The sequence below is a fragment of the Streptomyces sp. 2131.1 genome (assembly GCF_900105515.1).
In the GTDB taxonomy this organism is placed as follows: Bacteria; Actinomycetota; Actinomycetes; order Streptomycetales; family Streptomycetaceae; genus Streptomyces; species Streptomyces drozdowiczii.
Map to the genome: position 1 here is coordinate 5210642 of NZ_FNSY01000001.1, position 23093 is coordinate 5233734.

The following is a 23093-nucleotide window of genomic DNA, read 5'->3' on the forward strand; positions in this document are numbered from 1 at the left end:
GGGGGTCTGCCTCGCGGGTCGATACGTGGAGTGGCCGGGGAGCCCGCCGGCGGGCTCACTGCGGAACAGTACCCGCCGCGTTTTCGCGCACCGTCCGAAGCGGTGGCACGCCCCGTCAGCCCCGCAGTGGTGGCGCGCCCCTTCAGCCCCGCACCGTCCGAAGCGGTGGCACGCCCCTCAGCCCCGCAGCGGCAGCACCTGCCCCGCCACCACCAGCAGCACCTGCTCGCACTCCTCGGCCACCGCCGCGTTCAGCCGCCCCAGCTCGTCGCGGAAGCGGCGGCCGGCCGCGGTCGCCGGCACCACCCCGGAACCGGTCTCGTTGGTCACCAGGACGACCGTGCGCCGCGTCCCGCGTACCGCCGCGACCAGCTCCGCGGTCCTCGAGCGCAGGGCCCGCTCGCCACCGTCCGCCCACGTCGCGTCGGACCAGGCGTCCACCCGGTCCATCAGGTCGGTCAGCCACAGGGACAGGCAGTCGATGAGCAGCGGCGGCCCGTCCGCCGACAGCAGCTCCGCCAGCTCGCACGTCTCCTCGGTGCGCCAGGCGGCCGGCCGGCGCTCCCGGTGCAGCCCGACCCGGGCCGCCCACTCCGCGTCCCCGTTCCGGGCGCCGCCGGTCGCCACGTACACGACCTCCGGATACGTCTCCAGCCGGCGTTCCGCCTCGACGGACTTGCCGGAGCGCGCGCCGCCGGTGACCAGGGTGCGCCGGGGGGCCGCGGCCGGGGTGCGGAAGCCGCCGACCGCCAGCGTCGTGCCGTCCGGCACCGCCCGCGCCCCGGCGGCGGCGAGCCGGCGGTCCAGCTCGGGGCCGGGCGGGGCGTCGTGGTCCAGGTGGACGGCGATCAGCTCGGTGGCGGGCCCGACCGCCTCGACGGCCCGCAGCCGCGCCACCGCGTCGGGCCGCCCGACGACGTCCCCGGCGACCAGGTCGTAGGGCTGCGCCACCGGGTCCGTCAGCCCGGCCGGCGCGCCGCCCGGCGGGAGGTAGAGCAGCCGGGCGCCCTCCGGCGAGATCACCTCGTACCCCGTACCCGGCGCGTCCATCGGCACGGCCCGCACCCGGTGCCCGCTGATCAGCGTCAGCACCCGCCCGTCCGGCACCCGGCCCGCCGGAGGCAGCCCGGCGGGCAGCTCGACCGCAGGCCCGTCGTGCGGGTGGGTCAGCAGCACCTGCCGTACGCCGGTGAGCGAGCGGCCCGCGCGGGCGGCGGCGAACACCGCCCCCGGCGTCAGGTCGAGCAGCAGCGCGTCGTCGATCAGGAGGGCGGTCGCGGCCCGGCTGCCGGTACCGCGGGCGAGGGCGCACGCGGCGCAGGGGCAGTCGGGCCGCGGCAGCCCGTCGGGGGCTCCGGTGCCGAGCAGAGTCAGTTCCACGTCCCGATCCTCCCGCGTCGCCGCGCGCGGTGCGCGACGTGGGCTCTCGAAGATCCGCCCCCCAGGCTCTAGGCTGCCGACGGGAACGACTTACCGGGAGGCGCACATGGCGTGGACGTGGCGGTTCGAGAAGTCCGACGGTACGGAGACGGAGCCGGCGCTCCAGCCGGAGGAGTTCACGACCCAGGGCGACGCGGAGTCCTGGATCGGTGAGTACTGGAAGGAACTCCTGGACGGTGGGGCGGACCAGGTAACGCTCTTCGACGACGGCACGAAGATCTACGGCCCGATGAGCCTTCAGGCGGACGCGGCGGGCTGACGGCGTAGGACTGCCGCCGGGTGGGCCCCACGGACCCACCCGGCGGCAGCCGTCCTCGTACGCTCAGCTCTCGGCACGCTCAGCTCTCGGTACGTTCAGCTCTCGGTACGTTCAGATCTCGCCGAGGGTGACCTCGGCCGTTTTCTGCGAGCTTCCGCGTGTGTACGTCACCTTCGCCTTCTGGCCCGGCTTGTGGCCGGCCAGCGCCTCGGAGAGCGAGGTGATCGTGGTGACCTTCGTGTCGTCCACCTTCACGATGATGTCGCCGGCCCGCAGCCCCGCCTTGTCGGCCGCGCCGCCCTTCTGCGCGCTGACGATCGCGACGCCCGCCGGACGGTAGTCGTCGTTGACGACCGTGCGGCCGGTGATGTCGAGCGCCGCCCGGCCCGAGTCGGTGACCTTGCCGTTCCTGATGATCTGGTCCGCGACCGTCCGCACCATCGAGGCGGGGATGGCGAAGCCGATCCCGGGCGCCGCGCTGTCGCCCATCTGGGGGTCGGACGCGGCGAGCGTCGGGATGCCGATGACCTGGCTGTCCAGGTTCACCAGGGCCCCGCCGCTGTTGCCCGGGTTGATCGCCGCCGAGGTCTGCACCATGTTCGCGATGGTCGCCCCGGTGCCGCCGCCCGAGCGGCTCTCGCTCACGGTCCGGCCGAGCGCCGAGACGATGCCCTGGGTGACGCTGCTGGACAGTCCCAGCGGCGAACCCATCGCGAGGACGATCTGCCCCACGGCGACCTTCTCGGAGTCACCGAACTTCGCGGGCCGCAGCCCGTCGGGCACGTCGTCGAGCTTGATGACGGCCAGGTCCTGCTCGGGGTAGGCCGCGACCAGCGAGGCCTTCAGCACCTTCTCGCCGGTGGCCACCGTGACCTTGAAGGACTTCTCGTCGCCGACGACGTGGGCGTTGGTGACGATGTGACCCTTGGCGTCGTAGACGACACCGGACCCCAGGCTCTCGGAGGCGTCGATCTGCACGACCGACGGCAGCACGTCGTTGATGGCGGACTGGTATTCGCTCTGCAGGTCACCGGTGGCCTTCGCGACCGGACCGGGCTGCGCCGAACCGGACGCCGTCGCGTCCGGCCCCGCGGCGGGGGCGTTCGAACCGGAACAACCGCTCACCAGCGCGACCGCGCAGACCCCCGCGGACAGGGGCAGCAACAGCCGGCGCGCACGGCGGTGGGAGTGAATGGCATCCATGTCCGGATTATTGCTTTTGCCCCCACGGGTGGCCCGCTGAGCGCATCCATGGGGGGAGGGGAATCAGGCCCGCCCGGCGTTTGAGGGCAATCCTTCAGCCCGCCCGGCGTTCGAGGACAAGGCGCCCGCCCGCACGCACCCGGCCCCGACACCGCCCCGCCCTCACCCCCGTACGCCACACAGATGCAGCAGCGCCGCGACCCCGCGGTACGGGTCCGTCCGGCCCGCCCGGTCCTCCGCCGCGAGCACTTGCTCCAGCTCCGCGGCCGGCGGCAGCTCGACGTCGTTGCTGACGTTGTCCGTGAAGATCCGCACCCCGTACCAGGCGTGCAGCGGCGCCGCGATCGAGGCGAGCGTCGCCGTCAGCGCCTCCAGCCGGTCCGCGCGCACGGAGAGCCCGAGCCGGTTGGTGTACCGGTCGGTGTCGAACGCCGCGAGCGCCCCGTCCCAGTCCCCGGCCGTGCCCGGCCGCATCGCCAGCGCGTCCGCGTTCCGTACGAGCAGCGAGAGCAGCCCGCCCGGCGCCAGCATCCTGGCCAGACCCGCCACCATGGCGTCCGGCTCCTGAACGTACATCAGCACGCCGTGGCAGAGCACCACGTCGAAGCTGCCGGGCAGGAAGTGGACCCCGGTGTCCTGGCCGTTGCCCTCGATGAGCCGGACCCGCTCCCGGATGCCGGCCGGCTCGCCGCCCAGCGCCTCACGGGCGATGCGCAGCATCTCCGGATCGGACTCCAGGCCCGTCACGGTGTGCCCGGCCCGGGCCAGACGCAGTGCCTGGGTGCCCTGGCCCATGCCGACGTCCAGGATGCGCAGCCGCTGCCCGACCGGGAAGCGCGCCGCGATCTGCTCGTCAAGCTGCCGGGCGACCAGCTCCTGGCGCACGGTGTTGCGCAGGCCCGAGAGCCCCTTGGTCCAGGCCGTGGAGGCCCCGGCGAAACCGGAGACCGCACCCGACCGGTCGACGGAGAGTCCGCCGACCGGGCCGGAAGGCTCCGTACTCAGGGCCGCTCTCCGCGCTTGACCTGCGGCTTCGGCAGGCGAAGCCGGCGCATCTGGAGCGTACGCATCAGGCCGTAGGCGACCGCGCCGCGCTTCGGGGTGTCCGGGAACCGTGTGTTCAGCTGCTTGCGCAGGCGGAACGCGAGCCCGACCGAGTCGATCACGATCAGCACGATCACGATCAGCCACAGCAGCAGCGAGATGTTCTGGATGCCCTGCACCTGGATCACGCTGAGGACCAGGATGACCACGGCGAGCGGCAGGAAGTACTCCGCGATGCAGAAGCGCGAGTCCACGAAGTCGCGGACGAAGCGGCGCACCGGCCCCTTGTCGCGCGCCGGCAGATAACGCTCGTCGCCACTGGCGAGCGCCTCCCGCTGCTTGGCCATGTCCACGCGCCGCGCTTCACGCTGGCGCTTCATGGCCTCCTTGCGGTCGAGCGGCGCACCACTGGAGGCACGACGGCGCTGCGTCTGGGCCTCGCTGCGCTTGGGGGTGGGGCGACCCTTGGGAGCCTGCGGGTCGCGGGGCGTCTTGGAGAGGTCCGCCGTCACCTTGTCGGTGGGGGCCTTCTCTTCCTTGGAACGGCTACGGAACACAAGGCCCAAGGGTACGGGGTCGATCGCCGATACCCGCAGGCCGGCCGGGAACGATCCGGCAACGGCCCGCGTCCTTGCCGGTGTACGAGCGGACGATACGGGCATCACCTACTCCCTGGGCCGGACCGGACCGGGGGCACAGTCGTCCTTGGGGAGGAGCCCATCCACGCTCGAACAGTGCGGTAATAGAGACAGGGCCCGTACTGTGGGTTCTGTTGGAGTGCTGGAGCCCAGTTGAGTCAGAAGGGGGCGCGCGAAGCCCATGAGCGGTGTCATGAAGCGTATGGGGATGATCTTCCGCGCGAAGGCAAACAAGGCCCTTGACCGGGCCGAGGATCCGCGCGAGACCCTCGATTACTCGTACCAGAAGCAGCTGGAGCTGCTTCAGAAGGTACGCCGCGGCGTCGCCGATGTGGCGACCTCGCGCAAGCGGCTGGAGCTGCAGCTGAACCAGCTGCAGGGCCAGTCCTCGAAGCTGGAGGACCAGGGCCGCAAGGCGCTCGCGCTCGGCCGCGAGGACCTGGCACGCGAGGCGCTGTCGCGCCGCGCCGCCCTCCAGCAGCAGGTCACCGACCTGGAGACGCAGCACACCACGCTGCAGGGCGAGGAGGAGAAGCTCACCCTCGCGGCCCAGCGGCTTCAGGCCAAGGTGGACGCCTTCCGTACGAAGAAGGAGACCATCAAGGCCACCTACACGGCGGCCCAGGCCCAGACCCGGATCGGGGAGGCGTTCTCCGGCATCTCCGAGGAGATGGGCGACGTCGGCCTCGCGATCCAGCGGGCCGAGGACAAGACGCAGCAGCTCCAGGCCCGCGCGGGCGCGATCGACGAGCTGCTCGCCTCCGGCGCCCTGGACGACCCGTCCGGCACGGCCAAGGACGACATCGCCGCCGAGCTGGACCGGATCTCCGGTGGTTCGGACGTGGAGCTGGAGCTCCAGCGCATGAAGGCCGAACTGGCCGGGGGCTCCTCCTCGCAGCAGGCGATCGAGGGCGGCCGGCAGGACGCCCAGCAGCAGAACGACCAGTCGCACAAATTCGACAAGAACTGAGGCGGCGTCATGATCGTACGGATCATGGGGGAGGGCCAGGTCAGCCTGGCCGACAGTCATCTCGCCGAGCTCGACAAGCTCGACGACGCCCTGCTGGCCGAGATGGAGCGCGGTGACGGACCGGGCTTCCGCACCACGCTCCACGCACTTCTGGCCCGCGTGCGCGAACTCGGCACACCCTTGCCGGACGACGCCCTGGAACCGTCCGAACTGATCCTGCCGGCGCCGGACGCGACCCTCGAAGAGGTGCGCGCCATGCTCAGCGACGACGGTCTGATCCCCGGCTGACGCCCACCGCACTCCAGCACCCGCACCCTGTGCCCCGCGCCCGCCCGCCGGACGCGGGGCACAGGTGCGTACGGGCCCGCCGCTCCCGGCCGCCCGGACCGCCGCGCGAGCGACACGCCGTAACGTAGCCGGACGTGACCACCCTCGGAACCGGGGTCCTGCGCATCCGCCACTGGCTGCGCGGCCATCCCCTCGCGCTCGACGGCGCGCTCGCCCTGGCCGTGCTCGTGGCCATGATCTTCGCGTCGTTCGTCGACCCGGGCGGGCACGACGGGCCGACCTTCGGCACCCGCACCCCCGCCGCGAGCAGCCTGCTGCTGATGCTGCTCAGCGCGCTGGCCCTGATCAGGCGGCGTCGAGAACCCATGGCGGTACTCGCCGCCACCGGGGCGCTGACCGTCGTCGAGCTGGTCACCGCCGACCCGCCCGCCCCCGTCGTGATGAGCGCCGTCATCGCGCTGTACACCGTCGCCGCCCGTACCGACCGGCCCACCACCTGGCGGGTCGGGCTGCTCATGATGGCCGCGCTCACCGCCGCCGCCATGCTCTTCGGCTCGCCGCCCTGGTACAGCCAGGAGAACCTGGGCGTCTTCGCGTGGACCGGCATGGCCGCTGCCGCGGGCGACGCGGTCCGATCCCGGCGCGCGTTCGTCGACGCCATCAGGGAGCGCGCCGAGCGTGCCGAACGGACCCGCGAGGAGGAGGCCCGCCGCCGGGTCGCCGAGGAACGGCTGCGCATCGCCCGCGACCTGCACGACGTCGTCGCCCACCACATCGCCCTGGTCAACGTGCAGGCCGGGGTCGCCGCCCACGTCATGGACAAGCGCCCCGACCAGGCCAAGCAGGCCCTCGCCCACGTCCGCGAGGCGAGCCGCTCCGCCCTCAACGAGCTACGGGCCACCGTCGGCCTGCTCCGCCAGTCCGGCGACCCGGAGGCCCCCACCGAACCGGCCCCCGGCCTCGCGGTCCTCGGCCAGCTGGTGGAGAGCGTGCGCCAGGCGGGGCTGCCCGTCGAGGTGGCCTGCGCCGCCGAGGGCGAGCCACCGCTGCCCTCGGCCGTCGACCTGGCCGCGTACCGGGTGATCCAGGAGGCCCTGACCAACGTCCGCAAACACGCGGGCCCGGGTGCCAAGGCCGAGGTCAGCGTCGTACGGGTCGGAGCCACCGCCGAGGTGATGATCCTGGACAACGGCCGCGGGAACGGCGCCGGGACCGGACCGGCCGCGCCCGGCGGCGGCCACGGCCTGCTCGGCATGCGCGAACGCGTCACCGCCCTCGGCGGCACCCTCACCGCCGGTCCCCGCTACGGGGGCGGGTTCCGCGTCCATGCGATCCTGCCCGTCGAGGCCCGCGCGCAGGAGCCCGGTCGGCCGGGCGCGGCGGACCGGACGGGGGAGAACGCATGACACCGGCCATCAAGGTCCTGCTCGTCGACGACCAGGCGCTGCTGCGCAGCGCGTTCCGGGTGCTGGTCGACTCGGAGCCCGACATGAAGGTCGTGGGCGAGGCGGCGGACGGGGCACAGGCCGTCGAGGTGGTCCGCGCCGAGCGGCCCGACGTGGTGCTGATGGACATCCGGATGCCCGGCACCGACGGACTCACCGCCACCCGCATGATCAGCTCCGACCCGGATCTCGCGGACGTCCGCGTGGTCATGCTCACCACCTTCGAGGTGGACGAGTACGTGGTCCAGTCGCTGCGCGCCGGGGCCTCGGGCTTCCTGGGCAAGGGTGCCGAGCCGGACGAACTCCTCAACGCGATCCGGATCGCCGCGGGGGGCGAGGCGCTGCTCTCGCCGGCCGCGACCAAGGGCCTGATCGCCACGTTCCTCGCGCAGGGCGGGAGCGGGGCCGGCGACGGGCCGGGCGCGGCCGCGTACTCCGAGCGGCTGGCGGCCCTCACCACCCGGGAGCGCGAGGTGCTGGTCCTGGTCGCGGGCGGGCTGTCCAACGACGAGATCGCGGAGCGCCTGGTCGTCAGCCCACTCACCGTCAAGACCCACGTGAACAGGGCGATGGCGAAACTGGGCGCGCGGGACCGGGCACAACTCGTGGTAATCGCGTACGAATCGGGCCTGGTCCGCCCCAGGGTGGAGTGAGGGTGCAGCCGGGGCGTACTCCAGCTGCGGTATGCGGGGCATAAGAAAGCGACCCTGGGGCCGAGGACTTTCGTCCCTCGGATCGGCGATCGTATAGGTGGGCCGGATCTGTCCCCCGGGCGCCACCCGGCGTCCCGCCCACCTGCCGCGTAAGCCACAGAAGAGAGACCCACCCATGTCCTGGCTGTCCAGATTCAGCCTCGCGCAAAGGGCCCTGATCGGGCTGATCTCGATCGTCGCGCTCGTTTTCGGAGCGATCGCGATCCCGCAGCTCAAGCAGCAGCTGCTGCCCACCATCGAACTCCCGATGGTGTCGGTGCTCGCGCCCTACCAGGGCGCGTCCCCCGATGTGGTCGAGAAGCAGGTCGTCGAACCGCTCGAGAACACCATCAAGGCCGTCGACGGCGTCACCGGCGTGACGTCGACCGCCAGCGAGGGCAACGCCGTCATCATGGCGTCCTTCGACTTCGGTGACGAGGGCACCAAGCAGCTCGTCGCCGACATCCAGCAGGCCGTGAACCGGGCCCGCATCCAGCTCCCCGAGGACGTCGACCCGCAGGTCGTCGCCGGCTCGACGGACGACATCCCGACCGTCGTCCTCGCCGTCACCTCGGACAAGGACCAGCAGGCGCTCGCCGACCAGCTGGACCGCACCGTCGTCCCCGCCCTGGAGGACATCGCCGGCGTCGGCCAGGTCTCCGTGGAGGGCGTCCGGGACCTCCAGGTCTCCGTCACCCCCGACGACAAGAAGCTCGCCGCAGCCGGACTGGACACCACCGCGCTCTCCCAGGCACTCCAGTCGGGCGGCGCGACCGTCCCCGGCGGTGCCTTCTCGGAGTCCGGCAAGAGCCGCACCATCCAGGTCGGCGGCGCCTTCACCTCGCTGAAGCAGATCGAGGACCTGCGGGTCACCGGCCAGAGCCCGGCCGCCGCGAAGCCGGCGAAGCCCGCCAAGCCGGTCCGCCTCGGTGACATCGCGACGGTGAAGCAGGAGGCCGCCACCGCGGACTCCATCACCCGCACCAACGGCCGGCCGAGCCTCGCCGTCATGGCCACGATGGACAAGGACGGCAGCGCCGTCGCCATCTCGGACGCCGTCAAGGACAAGCTTCCCGACCTCCGTCAGGACCTCGGCTCCGGCGCCGAGCTGACCGTCGTCTCCGACCAGGGCCCGGCCGTCTCCAAGGCGATCTCCGGCCTGACGACCGAGGGCGCGCTCGGCCTGCTCTTCGCGGTCATCGTGATCCTGGTCTTCCTGGGCTCGCTGCGCTCCACCCTGGTCACCGCGGTCTCCATCCCGCTCTCCGTGGTCCTCGCGCTGATCGTGCTCTGGACCCGCGACCTGTCGCTCAACATGCTGACCCTGGGCGCGCTCACCATCGCGATCGGCCGGGTCGTCGACGACTCGATCGTCGTCCTGGAGAACATCAAGCGCCACCTCGGCTACGGCGAGGAGCGCCAGTCGGCGATCATCACCGCGGTCAAGGAGGTGGCCGGCGCGGTCACCTCGTCGACCCTCACCACCGTCGCCGTGTTCCTGCCGATCGGCCTCGTCGGCGGCATGGTCGGCGAGCTGTTCGGCTCCTTCTCGCTGACCGTCACCGCGGCCCTGCTGGCCTCGCTGCTCGTCTCGCTGACCGTCGTCCCCGTCCTGTCGTACTGGTTCCTGCGCGCCCCGAAGGGCACCGCCGATGACCCGGACAAGGCGCGGCGCGAGGCCGAGGAGAAGGAGGCCCGCAGCCGGCTCCAGCGGATCTACGTCCCGGTGCTGCGCTTCGCCACCCGGCGCCGCATCACCAGTGTCGTGATCGCCGTCGCCGTCCTGTTCGGCACCTTCGGCATGGCCCCGCTGCTGAAGACCAACTTCTTCGACCAGGGCGAGCAGGAAGTCCTGTCCATCAAGCAGAAGCTCGACCCGGGCACCAGCCTCGCGGCCTCCGACGAGGCGGCGAAGAAGGTCGAGAAGCTCCTCGCCGACGACGAGGGCGTCAAGGACTACCAGGTAACCGTCGGCTCGTCCGGCTTCATGGCCGCCTTCGGCGGCGGCACGGGCTCCAACCAGGCGTCCTACCAGGTCACCCTGAAGGACTCCGCCGGGTTCGAGGCCACTCAGGACCGCATCGAGAAGGGGCTCGCCAAGCTCGACGGCATCGGCGACACCACCATCAGCGCGGGCGACGGCTTCGGCAGCCAGGACCTCAGCGTCGTGGTGAAGTCGGCCGACGCGGACACCCTGAAGAAGGCGTCCGAGCAGGTCCGCGCCGAGGTCGCCAAGCTCAAGGACGTCACCGATGTCCAGAGCGACCTGGCGCAGAGCGTCCCGCGGATCTCGGTCAAGGCCAACGAGAAGGCCGCCGACGCCGGTTACACCCAGGCCACGCTCGGCGCGGCCGTCGCCGGGGCGGTGCGCGGCACCCCGTCCGGCAAGGCGATCATGGACGACGCCGAGCGGGACGTCGTCGTGAGGTCGGCCCACCCGGCCACCACCATGCAGGAGCTGAAGGACCTTCCGCTCGGCAAGGTGAAGCTCGGCACCATCGCGGACGTGAAGCTGGTCCCCGGACCGGTCTCGATGACCCGGATCGACGGCCAGCGCGCCGCGACCATCACCGCCCGGCCCACCGGTGACAACACCGGCGCGGTCAGCACCACGCTCCAGTCGAAGATCAAGGCCCTGGACCTGCCGGAGGGCGCCACCGCCACCATCGGCGGTGTCTCCTCGGACCAGGACGACGCCTTCAAGAACCTGGGCCTGGCCATGCTGGCGGCCATCGCGATCGTCTTCATGCTGCTGGTGGCCACCTTCCGGTCGCTGATCCAGCCGCTGATCCTGCTGGTCTCCATCCCGTTCGCCGCCACCGGCGCGATCGGCCTGCTCGTCGCCACCGGCACCCCGATGGGCGTCCCGGCGATGATCGGCATGCTGATGCTGATCGGCATCGTCGTGACCAACGCGATCGTGCTGATCGACCTCATCAACCAGTACCGGACCCAGGGGCTGGGCGTCGTCGAAGCGGTCGTCGAGGGCGGCCGCCACCGTCTGCGCCCGATCCTCATGACGGCCCTGGCGACGATCTTCGCCCTGCTCCCGATGGCGCTCGGCGTCACCGGCGAGGGCGGCTTCATCTCGCAGCCGCTGGCCGTGGTCGTCATCGGCGGTCTGATCACCTCGACGCTGCTGACGCTGCTCCTGGTGCCCACGCTGTACGCGATGGTGGAGCTCCGCAAGGAGCGCCGCCGCAAGAAGAAGGAAGCGAAGCGCGCCGCGAAGGGCCTCCCGGCCCCGGCAGGTTCGCAGGACTCCTCCTCCGACGAGCCGGAGCCGGCGAAGGCCTGACCCCACCCGGCAACGGAAAAGGCCCGGTCCGCGCACTCGTGCGGGCCGGGCCCCTTGCGTCCTTCCGGGGAAGCGGCCGTCAGGCGGCCCCGCTCAGCGCCTTGATCATGCGGAGCCACAGCTCCCCGTGCGGATCGGCGTACCGGACACTGAGGCCGGCGATCTCCCGCAGCAGCCGGCCACGGATCTCCTCGGTGGCACGCGGGATCAGGTCGGCCAGCTCCTCCGGTTCGATGCCGTGGGCGGCTCCCGAGAGGATCATGCTCACCTGGGCGTGGGCGAAGGAGGACAACCGGTCCTCGAAGACCTGGCCCTCGATGGCGGCCGCGTGCATCAGCGCGTTGCCGTCACCGGTGTCCAACGCCCTTTCCACGTAAGCCTGGAGGGCATCGTGGTCCTCCACCAGCCGGTACGCGGCGTCCGACCCCGGTGTCCCACAGGGCGACCGCCGGTGCGGGGCGGTCGGCGTCGCTGCGCTCGTCCACGAGCCAGCGCCGGAGGCCGACGCCTTCCAGGGCCGCCGGCGTGGGTCCTTTCCGGCTGCCGGGGCCGGCGAGGTTCTGGGCCGGGGCGCGAGCGTCCTCGCGAGCGGGGCGCGCGGGACGGGAGCGTCGGCAACGAGTGCACGCAGGAACGCGACGGCCTCCGCCGCGGCCCGCAACTCCTCCCGGGCCGGGGCGAGCGCCCCCTCGCGGTCCCCGGTGACCGAGAGACGGTCGGCCGGATCGTGGAGTGCCACGGCCGGCTACGCCTGCGGAGGCCGGGGAGCCAGGGCTTGCCCGACGTGCCCGGGGGCCTCTGCCGGCGGGGCTTGCACCGCCGTCAGAGGCGGCCCGCTCCGAGGCCGCCGCGCCGGTGTCCCGGGCGCGGCGGCGTCCGGATGGGAGGTCGGCCGCTACGGCAGCGCCAGCATCCGCTCCAGCGCCAGCTTCGCGTACTTCTCCGTCTCCGGGTCCACCACGATCCGGTTCACCTGCTTGCCCTCGGCCAGGGACTCCAGGGTCCACACCAGGTGCGGCAGATCGATGCGGTTCATCGTCGAGCAGAAGCAGACCGTCTTGTCGAGGAAGACGATCTCCTTGCCCTCCGGAGCGAAACGGTTCGCCAGGCGGCGGACGAGGTTCAGCTCGGTACCGATCGCCCACTTCGAGCCGGCCGGGGCCGCTTCCAGGGCCTTGATGATGTACTCGGTCGAGCCGACGTAGTCCGCGGCGGCCACGACCTCGTGCTTGCACTCGGGGTGGACCAGGACGTTGACGCCGGGGATGCGCTCGCGCACGTCGTTGACGGACTCCACCGAGAACCGGCCGTGCACCGAGCAGTGCCCGCGCCACAGGATCATCTTCGCGTTCCGCAACTCCTCGGCGGTCAGGCCGCCGTTCGGCTTGTGCGGGTTGTAGAGGACACAGTCCTCCAGCGACATCCCCATGTCCCGGACGGCGGTGTTGCGGCCGAGGTGCTGGTCGGGCAGGAAGAGGACCTTGTCGCCCTGCTCGAAGGCCCACTCCAGGGCCCGCTTCGCGTTGGACGACGTGCAGATCGTGCCGCCGTGCCGGCCGGTGAAGGCCTTGATGTCGGCGGAGGAGTTCATGTACGAGACGGGCACGACCTGCTCGGCGACACCCGCCTCCGTCAGCACGTCCCAGCACTCCGCGACCTGCTCCGCGGTGGCCATGTCGGCCATCGAACAGCCCGCCGCCAGGTCCGGCAGCACGACCTTCTGGTCGTCGGTGGTCAGGATGTCCGCCGACTCGGCCATGAAGTGCACACCGCAGAAGACGATGTACTCCGCCTCCGGGCGGGCCGCGGCGTCCCGGGCGAGCTTGAAGGAGTCCCCGGTCACATCCGCGAACTGGATGACCTCGTCGCGCTGGTAATGGTGCCCGAGGACGAAGACCTTCTCGCCCAGCTTCTCCTTGGCCGCACGGGCGCGTGCCACCAGGTCCGGGTCGGACGGGGAGGGCAGGTCGCCGGGGCACTCGACGCCGCGCTCGCTCCTGGGATCGGCGTCGCGGCCCAGCAGGAGCAGGGCGAGCGGCGTCGGCTGGACATCGAGATCCTGGACGGGGTGGGCCGTGGTCACGTCACGCACCCTTTCTTCTGCGGACTTCTCAGCGAAAAGCCTTTTCGTCTAATTGACGTTATCTATCATAGCCGCTTCACGTCACTTTGACGATGCCGAAAGTGTCAATGTGACGCATCCGCCCGCAGGACGGGTGTGCGAGCATGAAGAGAACAGGCAAGCGCTCGGCCCGGAATGAATCCGCGGTCCCGACGGTTGCAACGTCGGCAAGCAGTCTCCGTACAACCCGGGAGAGAAGCAGATGTCCGTATCGGACGAGACCACCACCGTGAGCGACGGCATCCTCCTGTCCGACGCCGCCGCAGCCAAGGTCAAGGCCCTGCTGGAGCAGGAAGGCCGTGACGACCTGGCGCTCCGCGTCGCCGTTCAGCCCGGCGGCTGCTCCGGCCTGCGCTACCAGCTCTTCTTCGACGAGCGCTCGCTCGACGGTGACGTCGTCAAGGACTTCGACGGTGTCAAGGTCGTCACCGACCGCATGAGCGCCCCGTACCTGGGCGGCGCCTCGGTCGACTTCGTCGACACCATCGAGAAGCAGGGCTTCACCATCGACAACCCGAACGCCACGGGTTCCTGCGCCTGCGGCGACTCCTTCAGCTGAGCCGCCCCACAGCGTCACGGCGGCGGCCCCGGGATTCCTGTCCCGGGGCCGCCGCCGTTTTCGTGTCCTTCACGCGTACGGGGAGGGGTCAGCCGCGCGGCACCAGCGAGCCCGAGGCCGCGTCGACCACCTCGCGCCCGTCCAGCGGACGCTCCAGCGTGACCGTACGGGTCAGCTCCTTCGCGACCATCACGCAGACCTTGCCCGGTTCCTTCTTCTCGGACACGGTCACCCGGACCGTGTCGCCGTCCTCACGCGCGCTCACGCTGTACGTACCGCACGCGCCGCCCCAGAACGTCACCGACAGGGCCCGCCCGCTCGCGCTGTACGACTGGACCGCGCGGGCCTTCGTCGTACCGTCGCCGTCCGGGGACGTGCCCGGCGACGGCTCCCGCGTCAGGTACTCCGGGTCCACCGCCACCTGCGTGACCGTGTCACCCATGCCGCCGGCCGGCCGCACCGAGAAGATCCAGGACGGTACGAGCAGCTGCTTGCCCCCCGCGGTGTGCACCGCCAGGCCGAAGACCGCCTTCTTCACGTCCACGGTCGTCGCCGGCCGCTGCGAGCCGCTGCTGGAGCCGCAGTCGGCCCCGGACGGTTTCGTGTCCTTCTCCAGCGGGGCCGGGGAGGCGCAGTCGCCGGTCTTCCCGCCCGCCGGGGGCTGCGCCGCGTTGAGCTGCTTCAGCGCCTCGGCCGCCCCGATCACCGGATAGGCGTCGCCCTTCTGCAGCCCCTTCAGCATCCCGGCGCCGCCGACCACGTGCCCGTCCGGGCCCACCTGGATGCCGGTCGCCCATCCGTACGTGGGCAGCCCGTCCACCACCGGATCGGCGTTCACCACCCGGGCCGAGCCCATGAGCTGGCGGGCGTCGAGCGCCGCGTCGTCCTGGCCGGCCGCCTTGAGCACCGGCGCGGCGGCGGCCTTCGCGGCCTTCTCGTCCACCGGCTGACCGGAGCCGTCCGGCGCCGACGAGCAGACGGCCCCCTTCTTGCAGTTGTCCGTGCCACCGGTGCCGTACCGGGTGAAGGTCCAGCTCCCGGGCGCCTGCTTGTTCACGCGCAGCACCGGGCCCGAGCCGTCCCCGTCGGAGCCCACCTTCCAGGAGGTCGCCTCGGACTGCGGGGTGCCCGTCAGCCCCAGCGCCTTCGCCAGCCGGGTCACCTCGGCGGCCGTGACGGACCCCTCGGCGCGCTGGACGGCGGCCCTGGCCGGGCCGTCCGGGAGCTTGCCGGAGGCGCGGTAGACCAGCCGGCCGCCGTGCGGGTCGGGCTCGCCGGGCGCGATGCCCTCGCGTGAGGGGGCGGCCGGCGTTCCGGCGTGGTCCAGCCCGAGGGGTGGCGGAGTGCGGTCACCGTCGGACGCCGCGCTCCGCGTGTCCTCGCCGCCGCCGTCCGCCGCGGTCGCCGCCCAGTAGGCTCCGCCGCCACCGGCCAGCAGTACGGCCGCCGCCACCGAGGCCGCGACCAGCGGAGAACGCCGCCGGGTGGTCGTCACGTCGTTGTCGGGTCGCTCGGTGCTCACCGGATCGCTCCTCGCCTGCATCGCCGTCGTGCACCTGGCCGGCACACGGTCCGCCGCATCGGGCGGACAGGGCTCTGACGGAGCGGCGGGGCGCCTGGTTCCCCCGGGACCCCTCAGTCCCCGTACTCCGGCATGGAATCGATCATCCGCGCGGACGCGGGCGGCACGGTGACGCCGTTGATCCGGGCGGGCGTGACGCGGGTGGGAGTGATCCTCGCGGGTACCACCCAGTGCGGAGCCATCCGTGCGCAGTCTCCGCGCAGCTCGGCCAGACCGGTCTCGGACTCGCGCGGGGCGATGTGGTTCGACATAACGGCACCGTAGGCACCATCCCGCTCGGGAAGAAAGCCCTACTATCGGGTAGTTTTTCCGCTTCGGGGAGAGCGGGAGCGGGTAGCGTGAACTGTCACGTCACCCCTGGGACGCGGACATCCGTTCCCCTCGACCTCCGCAGGAGACGTCTCCCCGTGCGTATCGCAGTCACCGGCTCCATCGCCACCGACCACCTCATGACCTTCCCCGGCCGCTTCGCCGACCAGCTGGTCGCCGACCAGCTGCACACGGTCTCGCTCTCCTTCCTGGTCGACAACCTGGACGTACGCAGGGGAGGGGTCGCCGCCAACATCTGCTTCGGCATGGGCCTGCTCGGCACCCGGCCTATCCTGGTCGGAGCGGCCGGCTCGGACTTCGACGAGTACCGCGCCTGGCTCGACCGGCACGGTGTCGACACCAGCGGGGTGCGGATCTCCGAGGTCCTGCACACCGCCCGCTTCGTCTGCACGACGGACGCCGACCACAACCAGATCGGCTCCTTCTACACCGGCGCCATGAGCGAGGCCCGGCTCATCGAGCTCAAGGCCGTCGCCGACCGGGTGGGCGGCCTCGACCTGGTCTCCATCGGCGCCGACGATCCGGAGGGCATGCTCCGCCACACCGAGGAGTGCCGTACGCGCGGCATCCCGTTCGCCGCGGACTTCTCGCAGCAGATCGCCCGCATGGACGGCGACGAGATCCGCATCCTCCTCGACGGAGCCACGTACCTCTTCTCCAACGAGTACGAGAAGGGGCTCATCGAGTCCAAGACCGGCTGGACCGACGAGGAGATCCTGGGCAAGGTCGGCCACCGGGTCACCACGCTCGGCGCCCAGGGCGTGCGCATCGAGCGGGCCGGCGAGGAGCCGATCGAGGTCGGCTGCCCCGAGGAGAACGTCAAGGCCGACCCGACCGGCGTCGGCGACGCCTTCCGGGCCGGATTCCTCTCCGGTCTCGCCTGGGGCGTCGGCCTGGAGCGCGCCGCCCAGGTCGGCTGCATGCTCGCCACGCTCGTCATCGAGACCGTGGGCACCCAGGAGTACACCCTGCACCGCACCCACTTCATGGACCGCTTCACCAAGGCGTACGGCCACGAGGCCGCCGCCGAGGTCCACACGCACCTCGCCTGACGCGTCGCTCAGTCGCTCAGGAGAGCCGGCGGACCACATAGGCCGCGCCCCGGTCCGCCGGCTCCTCGCCCACGTACTCCTGCTCCCGCATCGCGCACCACGCAGGGATGTCGAGCCGGGCCGCCTCGTCGTCGGAGAGCACGGTCACCGTCCCGCCCACGGGCACCCCTCCGATCACCTTTGCGAGTTCGATCACCGGGATCGGGCACCGCTTGCCCAGCGCGTCGACCACCAGGTAGTCGTCCGGGGCGGCGGAGGGCGCCGGGGCCGCCGGCGCGTCCAGCTGCTCGCGTACGCCGGCGACCAGGCCGGGCAGCACCTCCAGGAAGCGGTCGACCTCCTCGTCCGTGGTGCCCCGCGGCAGCGAGACGCGGACGTTGCCCTCCGAGAGCACCCCCATCGCCTTGAGCACATGGCTCGGCGTCAGCGTGCTGCTCGTGCAGGACGAGCCGGATGAAACGGAGAAACCGGCCCGGTCCAGCTCCTGGAGCAGAGTCTCTCCGTCGACATAGAGACAGGAGAAGGTCACCAGATGCGGCAGCCGCCGCACCGGGTCGCCGACCACCTCCACATCGGGCACCAGCGCGGGCACCCGGGTCCGGATCCGGTCCACCAGAGCCCTCAGCCGCACCGCCTCGGCGTCCGCCTCCGCCCGCACCGCGCGCAGGGACGCCGCCGCCGCGACGATCGCCGGCAGGTTCTCGAACCCCGGCGACCGCCCCGACTCCCGCTCGTCGGACGGGCCTTGGGGTGCGAACCGGACACCCTTGCGCACCGCGAGCAGCCCGACCCCGGCCGGCCCGCCCCACTTGTGCGCGCTCCCGGCCAGCAGCGACCACCCTTCCGGCACCGGGCCCCAGGCCAGCGACTGGGCCGCGTCCACCAGCAGGGGGACCCCCGCCGCCCGGCACGATGCGGCCACCTCGGCCACCGGCTGCTCGGTGCCGACCTCGTGGCTGGCGGACTGGAGGCAGGCCAGCGCGGTGTCCTCGCGCAATGACCCCCCGAACGTCTGTGCGTCCACCGCGCCGGTCCGCTCCACCGGCACCCGGGTGACCGTCCCGCCCTTGTCCTCGTGGTCCGCCGCCGCGTGCAGCACCGACGAGTGTTCGACCGCCGACACCGTCAGATGGCGGCCGACACGCCGACGCCCCGCGAGCGCGCCGGAAATTCCGGAGTGCACCGCCCGGGTGCCCGACGGGGTGAAGGCGAGCTCGTCGGGGCGGCACCCGACGGCCTCGGCGGCGGCCTCGCGCGCCGCGTCCAGCAGCAGCCGGGCGCGCCGTCCCTCCCGGTACAGCCGGGCCGGATCGGCCCAGCCCTCGTCCAGTGCGGCAAGTAGCGCCTGGCGGGCGACGGGATGCAGGGGGGCGGCCGACGCCGCGTCGAAGTAGGGCACCCGGTCACGCTAGCCGGGCAGGGGCCGCCGGCCCGGACCGGCCGGGGCCGGGGAGGGGAGAGGGGGCGTCAGATGGCGGTCGGAGGCGTGAATTCCACCCCTTCGGGGAGTCGGGCGGCGCGTTGGGCACCCTCCCCGCGCGACCCCAAATAGCGTCCAGTAGGGTTTGGTCCGCATAAACATCCAAACCCCTGCCCGTACAGGGCCGGCGACCGACCAGCGAGACGGCCGCGCCGACCGTGCGGGCGAGACTCTCGGGAAGGCGCTACGTGAGTCCCAACGGCTCCGACCGCTCGTCGCGGCGCCCGATGCGGCGGAAGCTGCCGCAGGTGCTGACTGCGGGCCTGATCCTGGCGACCGCCACCGGTTGCACGTACAAGGACTTCCCCCGCCTTGGTATGCCTACGCCGGTAACGGAAGAGGCCCCACGGATCCTTTCCCTCTGGCAGGGCTCGTGGGCGGCAGCGCTCGCCACGGGCGTGCTGGTCTGGGGCCTGATCCTGTGGAGCGTCATCTTCCACCGGCGCAGCCGCACCAAGGTGGAGGTACCTCCGCAGACCCGGTACAACATGCCCATCGAGGCGCTGTACACCGTGGTCCCCCTGATCATCGTCTCGGTGTTGTTCTACTTCACCGCTCGGGACGAGACGAAGCTCCTCACGCTCTCCGAGAAGCCGGCCCACACCATCAACGTGGTCGGCTACCAGTGGAGCTGGGCCTTCAACTACATCGAGAACGTGGACGGCTCCGCCACCACGGGCAACGAGGTCCCCAAGGAGCTCGACGCCATCCCGAACCGGTTCCGTGACGCCTTCCCCAAGGGTGCCGACGGCGTCTACGACGCCGGCATCCCGGGAGACCGGAACCCGCAGACGGGCAACCCCGGCCCGACCCTGTGGCTGCCCAAGGGTGAGAAGGTCCGCTTCATCCTGACTTCGCGTGACGTCATCCACTCCTTCTGGGTGGTGCCGTTCCTCATGAAGCAGGACGTCATTCCGGGCCACACCAACGCCTTCGAGGTGACTCCCAACCAGGAGGGCACCTTCCTGGGCAAGTGCGCCGAGCTCTGCGGCGTCGACCACTCCCGGATGCTCTTCAACGTCAAGGTCGTCTCCCCGGAGCGCTACCAGGCGCACCTCAAGGAGCTGGCGAAGAAGGGGCAGAAGGGCTACGTGCCGGCCGGCATCGAGCAGACTGACCCGGCCAGGAATGCGGAGACGAACAAACTGTGAGCATCCTCAACGAACCTCAGGGTGCCGCGGCAGCAGACGACTCGTACGAGGACGAGCTGCCGGTCCGGCGCAAGCAGCCGGGAAACGTCGTCATCAAGTGGCTGACCACCACTGACCACAAGACGATCGGCACGATGTACCTGGTCACATCGTTCGCCTTCTTCTGCATCGGCGGTCTGATGGCGCTCTTCATGCGCGCCGAGCTGGCCCGACCGGGCACGCAGATCATGTCGAACGAGCAGTTCAACCAGGCGTTCACGATGCACGGCACGATCATGCTGCTGATGTTCGCGACGCCGCTGTTCGCCGGGTTCGCGAACTGGATCATGCCGCTGCAGATCGGCGCGCCCGACGTGGCGTTCCCGCGGCTGAACATGTTCGCGTACTGGCTGTACCTCTTCGGCTCGATCATCGCGGTGGCCGGCTTCCTCACCCCGCAGGGTGCCGCCGACTTCGGATGGTTCGCCTACTCCCCGCTCTCGGACGCCGTCCGTTCGCCGGGTGTCGGCGCCGACATGTGGATCATGGGTCTGGCCTTCTCCGGCTTCGGCACGATCCTCGGTTCGGTCAACTTCATCACCACGATCATCTGCATGCGCGCGCCCGGCATGACGATGTTCCGCATGCCGATCTTCGTCTGGAACGTCCTGCTGACCGGTGTGCTGGTCCTGCTGGCCTTCCCGGTCCTGGCGGCCGCGCTGTTCGCCCTGGAGGCGGACCGCAAGTTCGGTGCCCATGTGTTCGACGCGGCCAACGGCGGCGCGTTGCTCTGGCAACACCTCTTCTGGTTCTTCGGGCATCCAGAGGTGTACATCATCGCCTTGCCGTTCTTCGGGATCATTTCCGAAGTGATCCCGGTGTTCAGCCGCAAGCCGATGTTCGGTTACATCGGCCTGGTGGCCGCGACGATTTCCATCGCCGGCCTCTCGGTGACCGTGTGGGCCCACCACATGTACGTCACCGGTGGTGTGCTCCTGCCGTTCTTCTCCTTCATGACGTTCCTCATCGCGGTGCCCACCGGGGTGAAGTTCTTCAACTGGATCGGCACGATGTGGAAGGGCTCGTTGTCCTTCGAGACACCGATGCTCTGGGCGATCGGCTTCCTGATCACCTTCACCTTCGGTGGTCTGACCGGCGTCATCCTGGCCTCGCCGCCGATGGACTTCCACGTCTCGGACTCGTACTTCGTGGTCGCGCACTTCCACTACGTCGTCTTCGGCACCGTGGTGTTCGCGATGTTCTCCGGCTTCCACTTCTGGTGGCCGAAGTTCACCGGCAAGATGCTGGACGAGCGGCTCGGCAAGATCACCTTCTGGACGCTGTTCGTGGGCTTCCACGGCACGTTCCTGGTGCAGCACTGGCTGGGTGCCGAGGGCATGCCGCGGCGTTACGCGGACTACCTCGCCGCCGACGGCTTCACCGCGCTGAACACCATCTCGACGATCTCCTCGTTCCTGCTCGGCCTGTCGATCCTGCCGTTCTTCTACAACGTGTGGAAGACCGCCAAGTACGGCAAGAAGATCGAGGTCGACGACCCGTGGGGCTACGGCCGTTCGCTGGAGTGGGCGACCTCCTGCCCGCCGCCGCGGCACAACTTCCTCACGCTGCCCCGTATCCGCTCCGAATCCCCGGCGTTCGACCTGCACCACCCGGAGATCACGGCGCTGGAGCAGCTGGATCACGTCTCCGAGGGTGACAAGGCCCTCGCCGGTGGCAAGGAGGCGGGCAAGTGAAGATCCAGGGCAAGATGTTCCTCGGCCTGGCGCTGTTCATCCTCGTCATGGCCGTCACGTACGGCGTGTGGTCGAAGGAGCCCGTCGGCACCACCGCGCTGGTCCTGGCCTTCGGCCTGAGCCTGATGATCGGCTTCTACCTGGCCTTCACGGCCCGGCGGGTCGACGCGATGGCGCAGGACAACAAGGAAGCCGACGTGGCGGACGAGGCCGGCGAGGTGGGGTTCTTCTCCCCGCACAGCTGGCAGCCGCTCTCGCTGGCGATCGGCGGTGCCTTCGGCTTCATGGGCGTCGTCTTCGGCTGGTGGCTGCTGTTCTTCTCGGCGCCGCTGCTCCTGGTCGGCCTGTTCGGCTGGGTCTTCGAGTACTACCGGGGTGAGAACCGCACCCAGTGAGACCGGTCCGCCGGTAGCACACCGCTTCACCTGACGGGGGGCCGACACTTCCATCGCGAAGTGACGGCCCCCCGTTTGCAGTCGTCCGACGCGCTGAAACGGACGAATGTTCTTACGTTGAGTCCATGAACCACACGCTGCGCATCCGTCCCGTAGTGAGCTGCACTCTGCTGGCCGCGACCCTGGTCGCCGGGGCGGCAGCCTGCGGCGATTCCGATGGTCACCCCCTCTCGGGCCAGCCCTTCGACGCGGCCGACGAGATCTCGTTCAACACGCCCGACGGCGGCAAGAAGGTCGACCCCGACAAGCCCCTGGAGATCCGGGTCGACGCCGACGACGGCCGGATCACCGACGTGACGGCCGTGGACGCCGCAGGACGCCATCTGGCGGGCGAACTCGACGCCGACGGCCACCGCTGGCACTCCACCGCCCCGCTGGCCGCAGGGACCCGTTACACCGTCAAGGTCCGCATGGAGGACGGCGACGGGGCCCCCGGCAGCCGCACGGTGTCCTTCGACACCGCCAAGGCCACCAAGTTCCTCAACGTCACCTTCGGCCCCCGGGCGGGCACCTACGGCGTCGGGCAGCCCCTCACGGCCACGCTCAGCGCCCCCGTCACCGACAACGCCTCACGCGCCAACGTCGAGCGCGGCCTGCGCGTCCGCTCCACGCCCGCGGTCACCGGCTCCTGGTACTGGGTCGACGACAAGACGCTGCACTACCGGCCCGAGGAGTACTGGCCGGCCAAGGCCTCCATCGAGGTCAGCAGCAACCTGACCGGCATCAAGGTGACCAACTCGCTCTACGGGGCGCCCGTCAAGCCCTTGAAGATCACCACCGGCGACCGAATCGAGGCCATCACCGACGCCTCCGAGCACTCCATGACGGTGCTGCGCAACGGCGATGTGATCAAGACCATCCCGGTCACCACCGGCAAGCCCGGCTTCGACACGCGCAACGGCGTCAAGGTCGTGCTGGGCAAGGAGCAGTACGTACGTATGCGCGGGGAATCCATCGGGATCGCCGCCGGCTCCTCGGACTCGTACGACCTCGACGTCTACTGGGCCACCCGGGTGACATGGAGCGGCGAATACGTGCACGCGGCGCCCTGGTCCACCGGATCACAGGGGTACGCGAACGTCAGCCACGGCTGCACCGGCATGAGCACCAGCGAGGCCGAGTGGTTCTTCAACACCGTGCGCGAGGGCGACATCGTCAGCGTCGTCGGCAGCGACGGCGAGACGATGACGCCCTTCGACAACGGCTACGGCGACTGGAACCTGTCCTGGGCCAAGTGGCAGAAGGGCAGCGCGCTGGTCAACGACACCACCGCACCGAAGACCGACACGGTCCGGGCGGCGCGGCTGCGCCCCCAGGTCTGACGGCCGGGGGTGCGCCGCCCCGCAGGAATG

Annotated in this window: 21 protein-coding genes; 12 read left to right on the forward strand and 9 right to left on the reverse strand. The window is 71.0% G+C overall.

Translation table 11 applies throughout. The annotated features are described in order from the left end of the window. Window positions 1–177: 177 nt before the first annotated feature. Window positions 178–1380, reverse strand: a complete 1203-nt coding sequence (locus tag BLW14_RS23400) for a bifunctional adenosylcobinamide kinase/adenosylcobinamide-phosphate guanylyltransferase (RefSeq protein ID WP_093709156.1) — start codon at window positions 1378–1380, stop codon at window positions 178–180. Window positions 1381–1486: 106 nt separating this feature from the next. On the opposite strand from BLW14_RS23400, the gene BLW14_RS23405 reads away from it, so the two are divergent. After that, window positions 1487–1699, forward strand: a complete 213-nt coding sequence (locus BLW14_RS23405) for a hypothetical protein (RefSeq protein ID WP_093709157.1) — start codon at window positions 1487–1489, stop codon at window positions 1697–1699. Between the two features lie 111 nt (window positions 1700–1810). Here BLW14_RS23405 and BLW14_RS23410 read toward each other — a convergent pair whose 3' ends face one another. The 3 genes from BLW14_RS23410 to BLW14_RS23420 form a co-directional block, all read right to left on the reverse strand. Further along, on the reverse strand, window positions 1811–2902 hold the full coding sequence (locus BLW14_RS23410) for a S1C family serine protease (RefSeq protein ID WP_093709158.1): 1092 nt from the start codon (window positions 2900–2902) through the stop codon (window positions 1811–1813). A gap of 162 nt (window positions 2903–3064) precedes the next feature. Then, window positions 3065–3787: a class I SAM-dependent methyltransferase gene (locus BLW14_RS23415; RefSeq protein ID WP_093709159.1), complete on the reverse strand. Its 723-nt coding sequence runs from the start codon at window positions 3785–3787 to the stop codon at window positions 3065–3067. Window positions 3788–3903: 116 nt separating this feature from the next. Beyond that, window positions 3904–4503 carry a DUF3043 domain-containing protein gene (locus BLW14_RS23420; protein ID WP_093709160.1) on the reverse strand — a complete coding sequence of 200 codons (600 nt, stop codon included), beginning with the start codon at window positions 4501–4503 and terminating at the stop codon, window positions 3904–3906. 274 nt (window positions 4504–4777) lie between these two features. On the opposite strand from BLW14_RS23420, the gene BLW14_RS23425 reads away from it, so the two are divergent. The 5 genes from BLW14_RS23425 to BLW14_RS23445 all read left to right on the forward strand — a co-directional run bounded on the left by BLW14_RS23425 (window position 4778) and on the right by BLW14_RS23445 (window position 11277). Further along, window positions 4778–5554 carry a PspA/IM30 family protein gene (locus tag BLW14_RS23425; protein WP_093709161.1) on the forward strand — a complete coding sequence of 259 codons (777 nt, stop codon included), beginning with the start codon at window positions 4778–4780 and terminating at the stop codon, window positions 5552–5554. 9 nt (window positions 5555–5563) lie between these two features. Then, complete coding sequence (locus tag BLW14_RS23430) at window positions 5564–5842, forward strand: PspA-associated protein PspAA (protein WP_093709162.1); 279 nt, start codon at window positions 5564–5566, stop codon at window positions 5840–5842. A gap of 134 nt (window positions 5843–5976) precedes the next feature. After that, the gene (locus tag BLW14_RS23435) at window positions 5977–7248 is read left to right on the forward strand and encodes a sensor histidine kinase (protein WP_093709163.1); all 1272 of its coding nucleotides are present in this window, start codon (window positions 5977–5979) and stop codon (window positions 7246–7248) included. Continuing rightward, on the forward strand, window positions 7245–7940 hold the full coding sequence (locus tag BLW14_RS23440) for a response regulator (protein ID WP_093709164.1): 696 nt from the start codon (window positions 7245–7247) through the stop codon (window positions 7938–7940). Before BLW14_RS23435 ends, BLW14_RS23440 begins: the two co-directional genes overlap by 4 nt. Window positions 7941–8115: 175 nt before the next feature. Continuing rightward, window positions 8116–11277: an efflux RND transporter permease subunit gene (locus BLW14_RS23445; RefSeq protein ID WP_093709165.1), complete on the forward strand. Its 3162-nt coding sequence runs from the start codon at window positions 8116–8118 to the stop codon at window positions 11275–11277. A 79-nt stretch (window positions 11278–11356) separates the two neighbouring features. Here BLW14_RS23445 and BLW14_RS35255 read toward each other — a convergent pair whose 3' ends face one another. Next, window positions 11357–12016 carry a hypothetical protein gene (locus tag BLW14_RS35255; protein ID WP_256332868.1) on the reverse strand — a complete coding sequence of 220 codons (660 nt, stop codon included), beginning with the start codon at window positions 12014–12016 and terminating at the stop codon, window positions 11357–11359. Between the two features lie 156 nt (window positions 12017–12172). Further along, window positions 12173–13369, reverse strand: a complete 1197-nt coding sequence (nadA, locus tag BLW14_RS23455; RefSeq protein ID WP_371128089.1) for a quinolinate synthase NadA — start codon at window positions 13367–13369, stop codon at window positions 12173–12175. 232 nt (window positions 13370–13601) lie between these two features. Here nadA and BLW14_RS23460 point away from each other — a divergent pair, with 232 nt between their 5' ends. Next, entirely contained in the window at window positions 13602–13958 is a 357-nt protein-coding gene (locus tag BLW14_RS23460) for an iron-sulfur cluster assembly accessory protein (RefSeq protein ID WP_018103583.1), read from the forward strand. An 88-nt stretch (window positions 13959–14046) separates the two neighbouring features. Here BLW14_RS23460 and BLW14_RS23465 read toward each other — a convergent pair whose 3' ends face one another. Beyond that, entirely contained in the window at window positions 14047–15480 is a 1434-nt protein-coding gene (locus BLW14_RS23465) for a hypothetical protein (protein WP_093709166.1), read from the reverse strand. Window positions 15481–15593: 113 nt separating this feature from the next. Next, complete coding sequence (locus BLW14_RS23470; RefSeq protein ID WP_093709167.1) at window positions 15594–15791, reverse strand: hypothetical protein; 198 nt, start codon at window positions 15789–15791, stop codon at window positions 15594–15596. Between the two features lie 156 nt (window positions 15792–15947). On the opposite strand from BLW14_RS23470, the gene BLW14_RS23475 reads away from it, so the two are divergent. Then, window positions 15948–16922: a carbohydrate kinase family protein gene (locus tag BLW14_RS23475; RefSeq protein WP_093709168.1), complete on the forward strand. Its 975-nt coding sequence runs from the start codon at window positions 15948–15950 to the stop codon at window positions 16920–16922. Window positions 16923–16938: 16 nt separating this feature from the next. Here BLW14_RS23475 and BLW14_RS23480 read toward each other — a convergent pair whose 3' ends face one another. Beyond that, window positions 16939–18321: a cysteine desulfurase/sulfurtransferase TusA family protein gene (locus tag BLW14_RS23480; protein WP_093709169.1), complete on the reverse strand. Its 1383-nt coding sequence runs from the start codon at window positions 18319–18321 to the stop codon at window positions 16939–16941. Between the two features lie 269 nt (window positions 18322–18590). Between BLW14_RS23480 and coxB the strand changes: the two genes are divergently transcribed. From coxB to BLW14_RS23500, 4 genes are all read left to right on the forward strand, one after another. Further along, window positions 18591–19553, forward strand: coding sequence for an aa3-type cytochrome oxidase subunit II (coxB, locus tag BLW14_RS23485; RefSeq protein ID WP_018518617.1), 963 nt, complete (start codon window positions 18591–18593; stop codon window positions 19551–19553). Beyond that, the gene (gene ctaD / locus BLW14_RS23490) at window positions 19550–21286 is read left to right on the forward strand and encodes an aa3-type cytochrome oxidase subunit I (protein WP_018518618.1); all 1737 of its coding nucleotides are present in this window, start codon (window positions 19550–19552) and stop codon (window positions 21284–21286) included. The genes coxB and ctaD overlap by 4 nt, the downstream gene beginning before the upstream one ends. Beyond that, window positions 21283–21681, forward strand: a complete 399-nt coding sequence (locus BLW14_RS23495) for a cytochrome c oxidase subunit 4 (protein ID WP_093709170.1) — start codon at window positions 21283–21285, stop codon at window positions 21679–21681. Before ctaD ends, BLW14_RS23495 begins: the two co-directional genes overlap by 4 nt. A 125-nt stretch (window positions 21682–21806) precedes the next feature. Next, window positions 21807–23063, forward strand: coding sequence for a L,D-transpeptidase (locus BLW14_RS23500; RefSeq protein WP_093709171.1), 1257 nt, complete (start codon window positions 21807–21809; stop codon window positions 23061–23063). Window positions 23064–23093 lie beyond the last annotated feature (30 nt).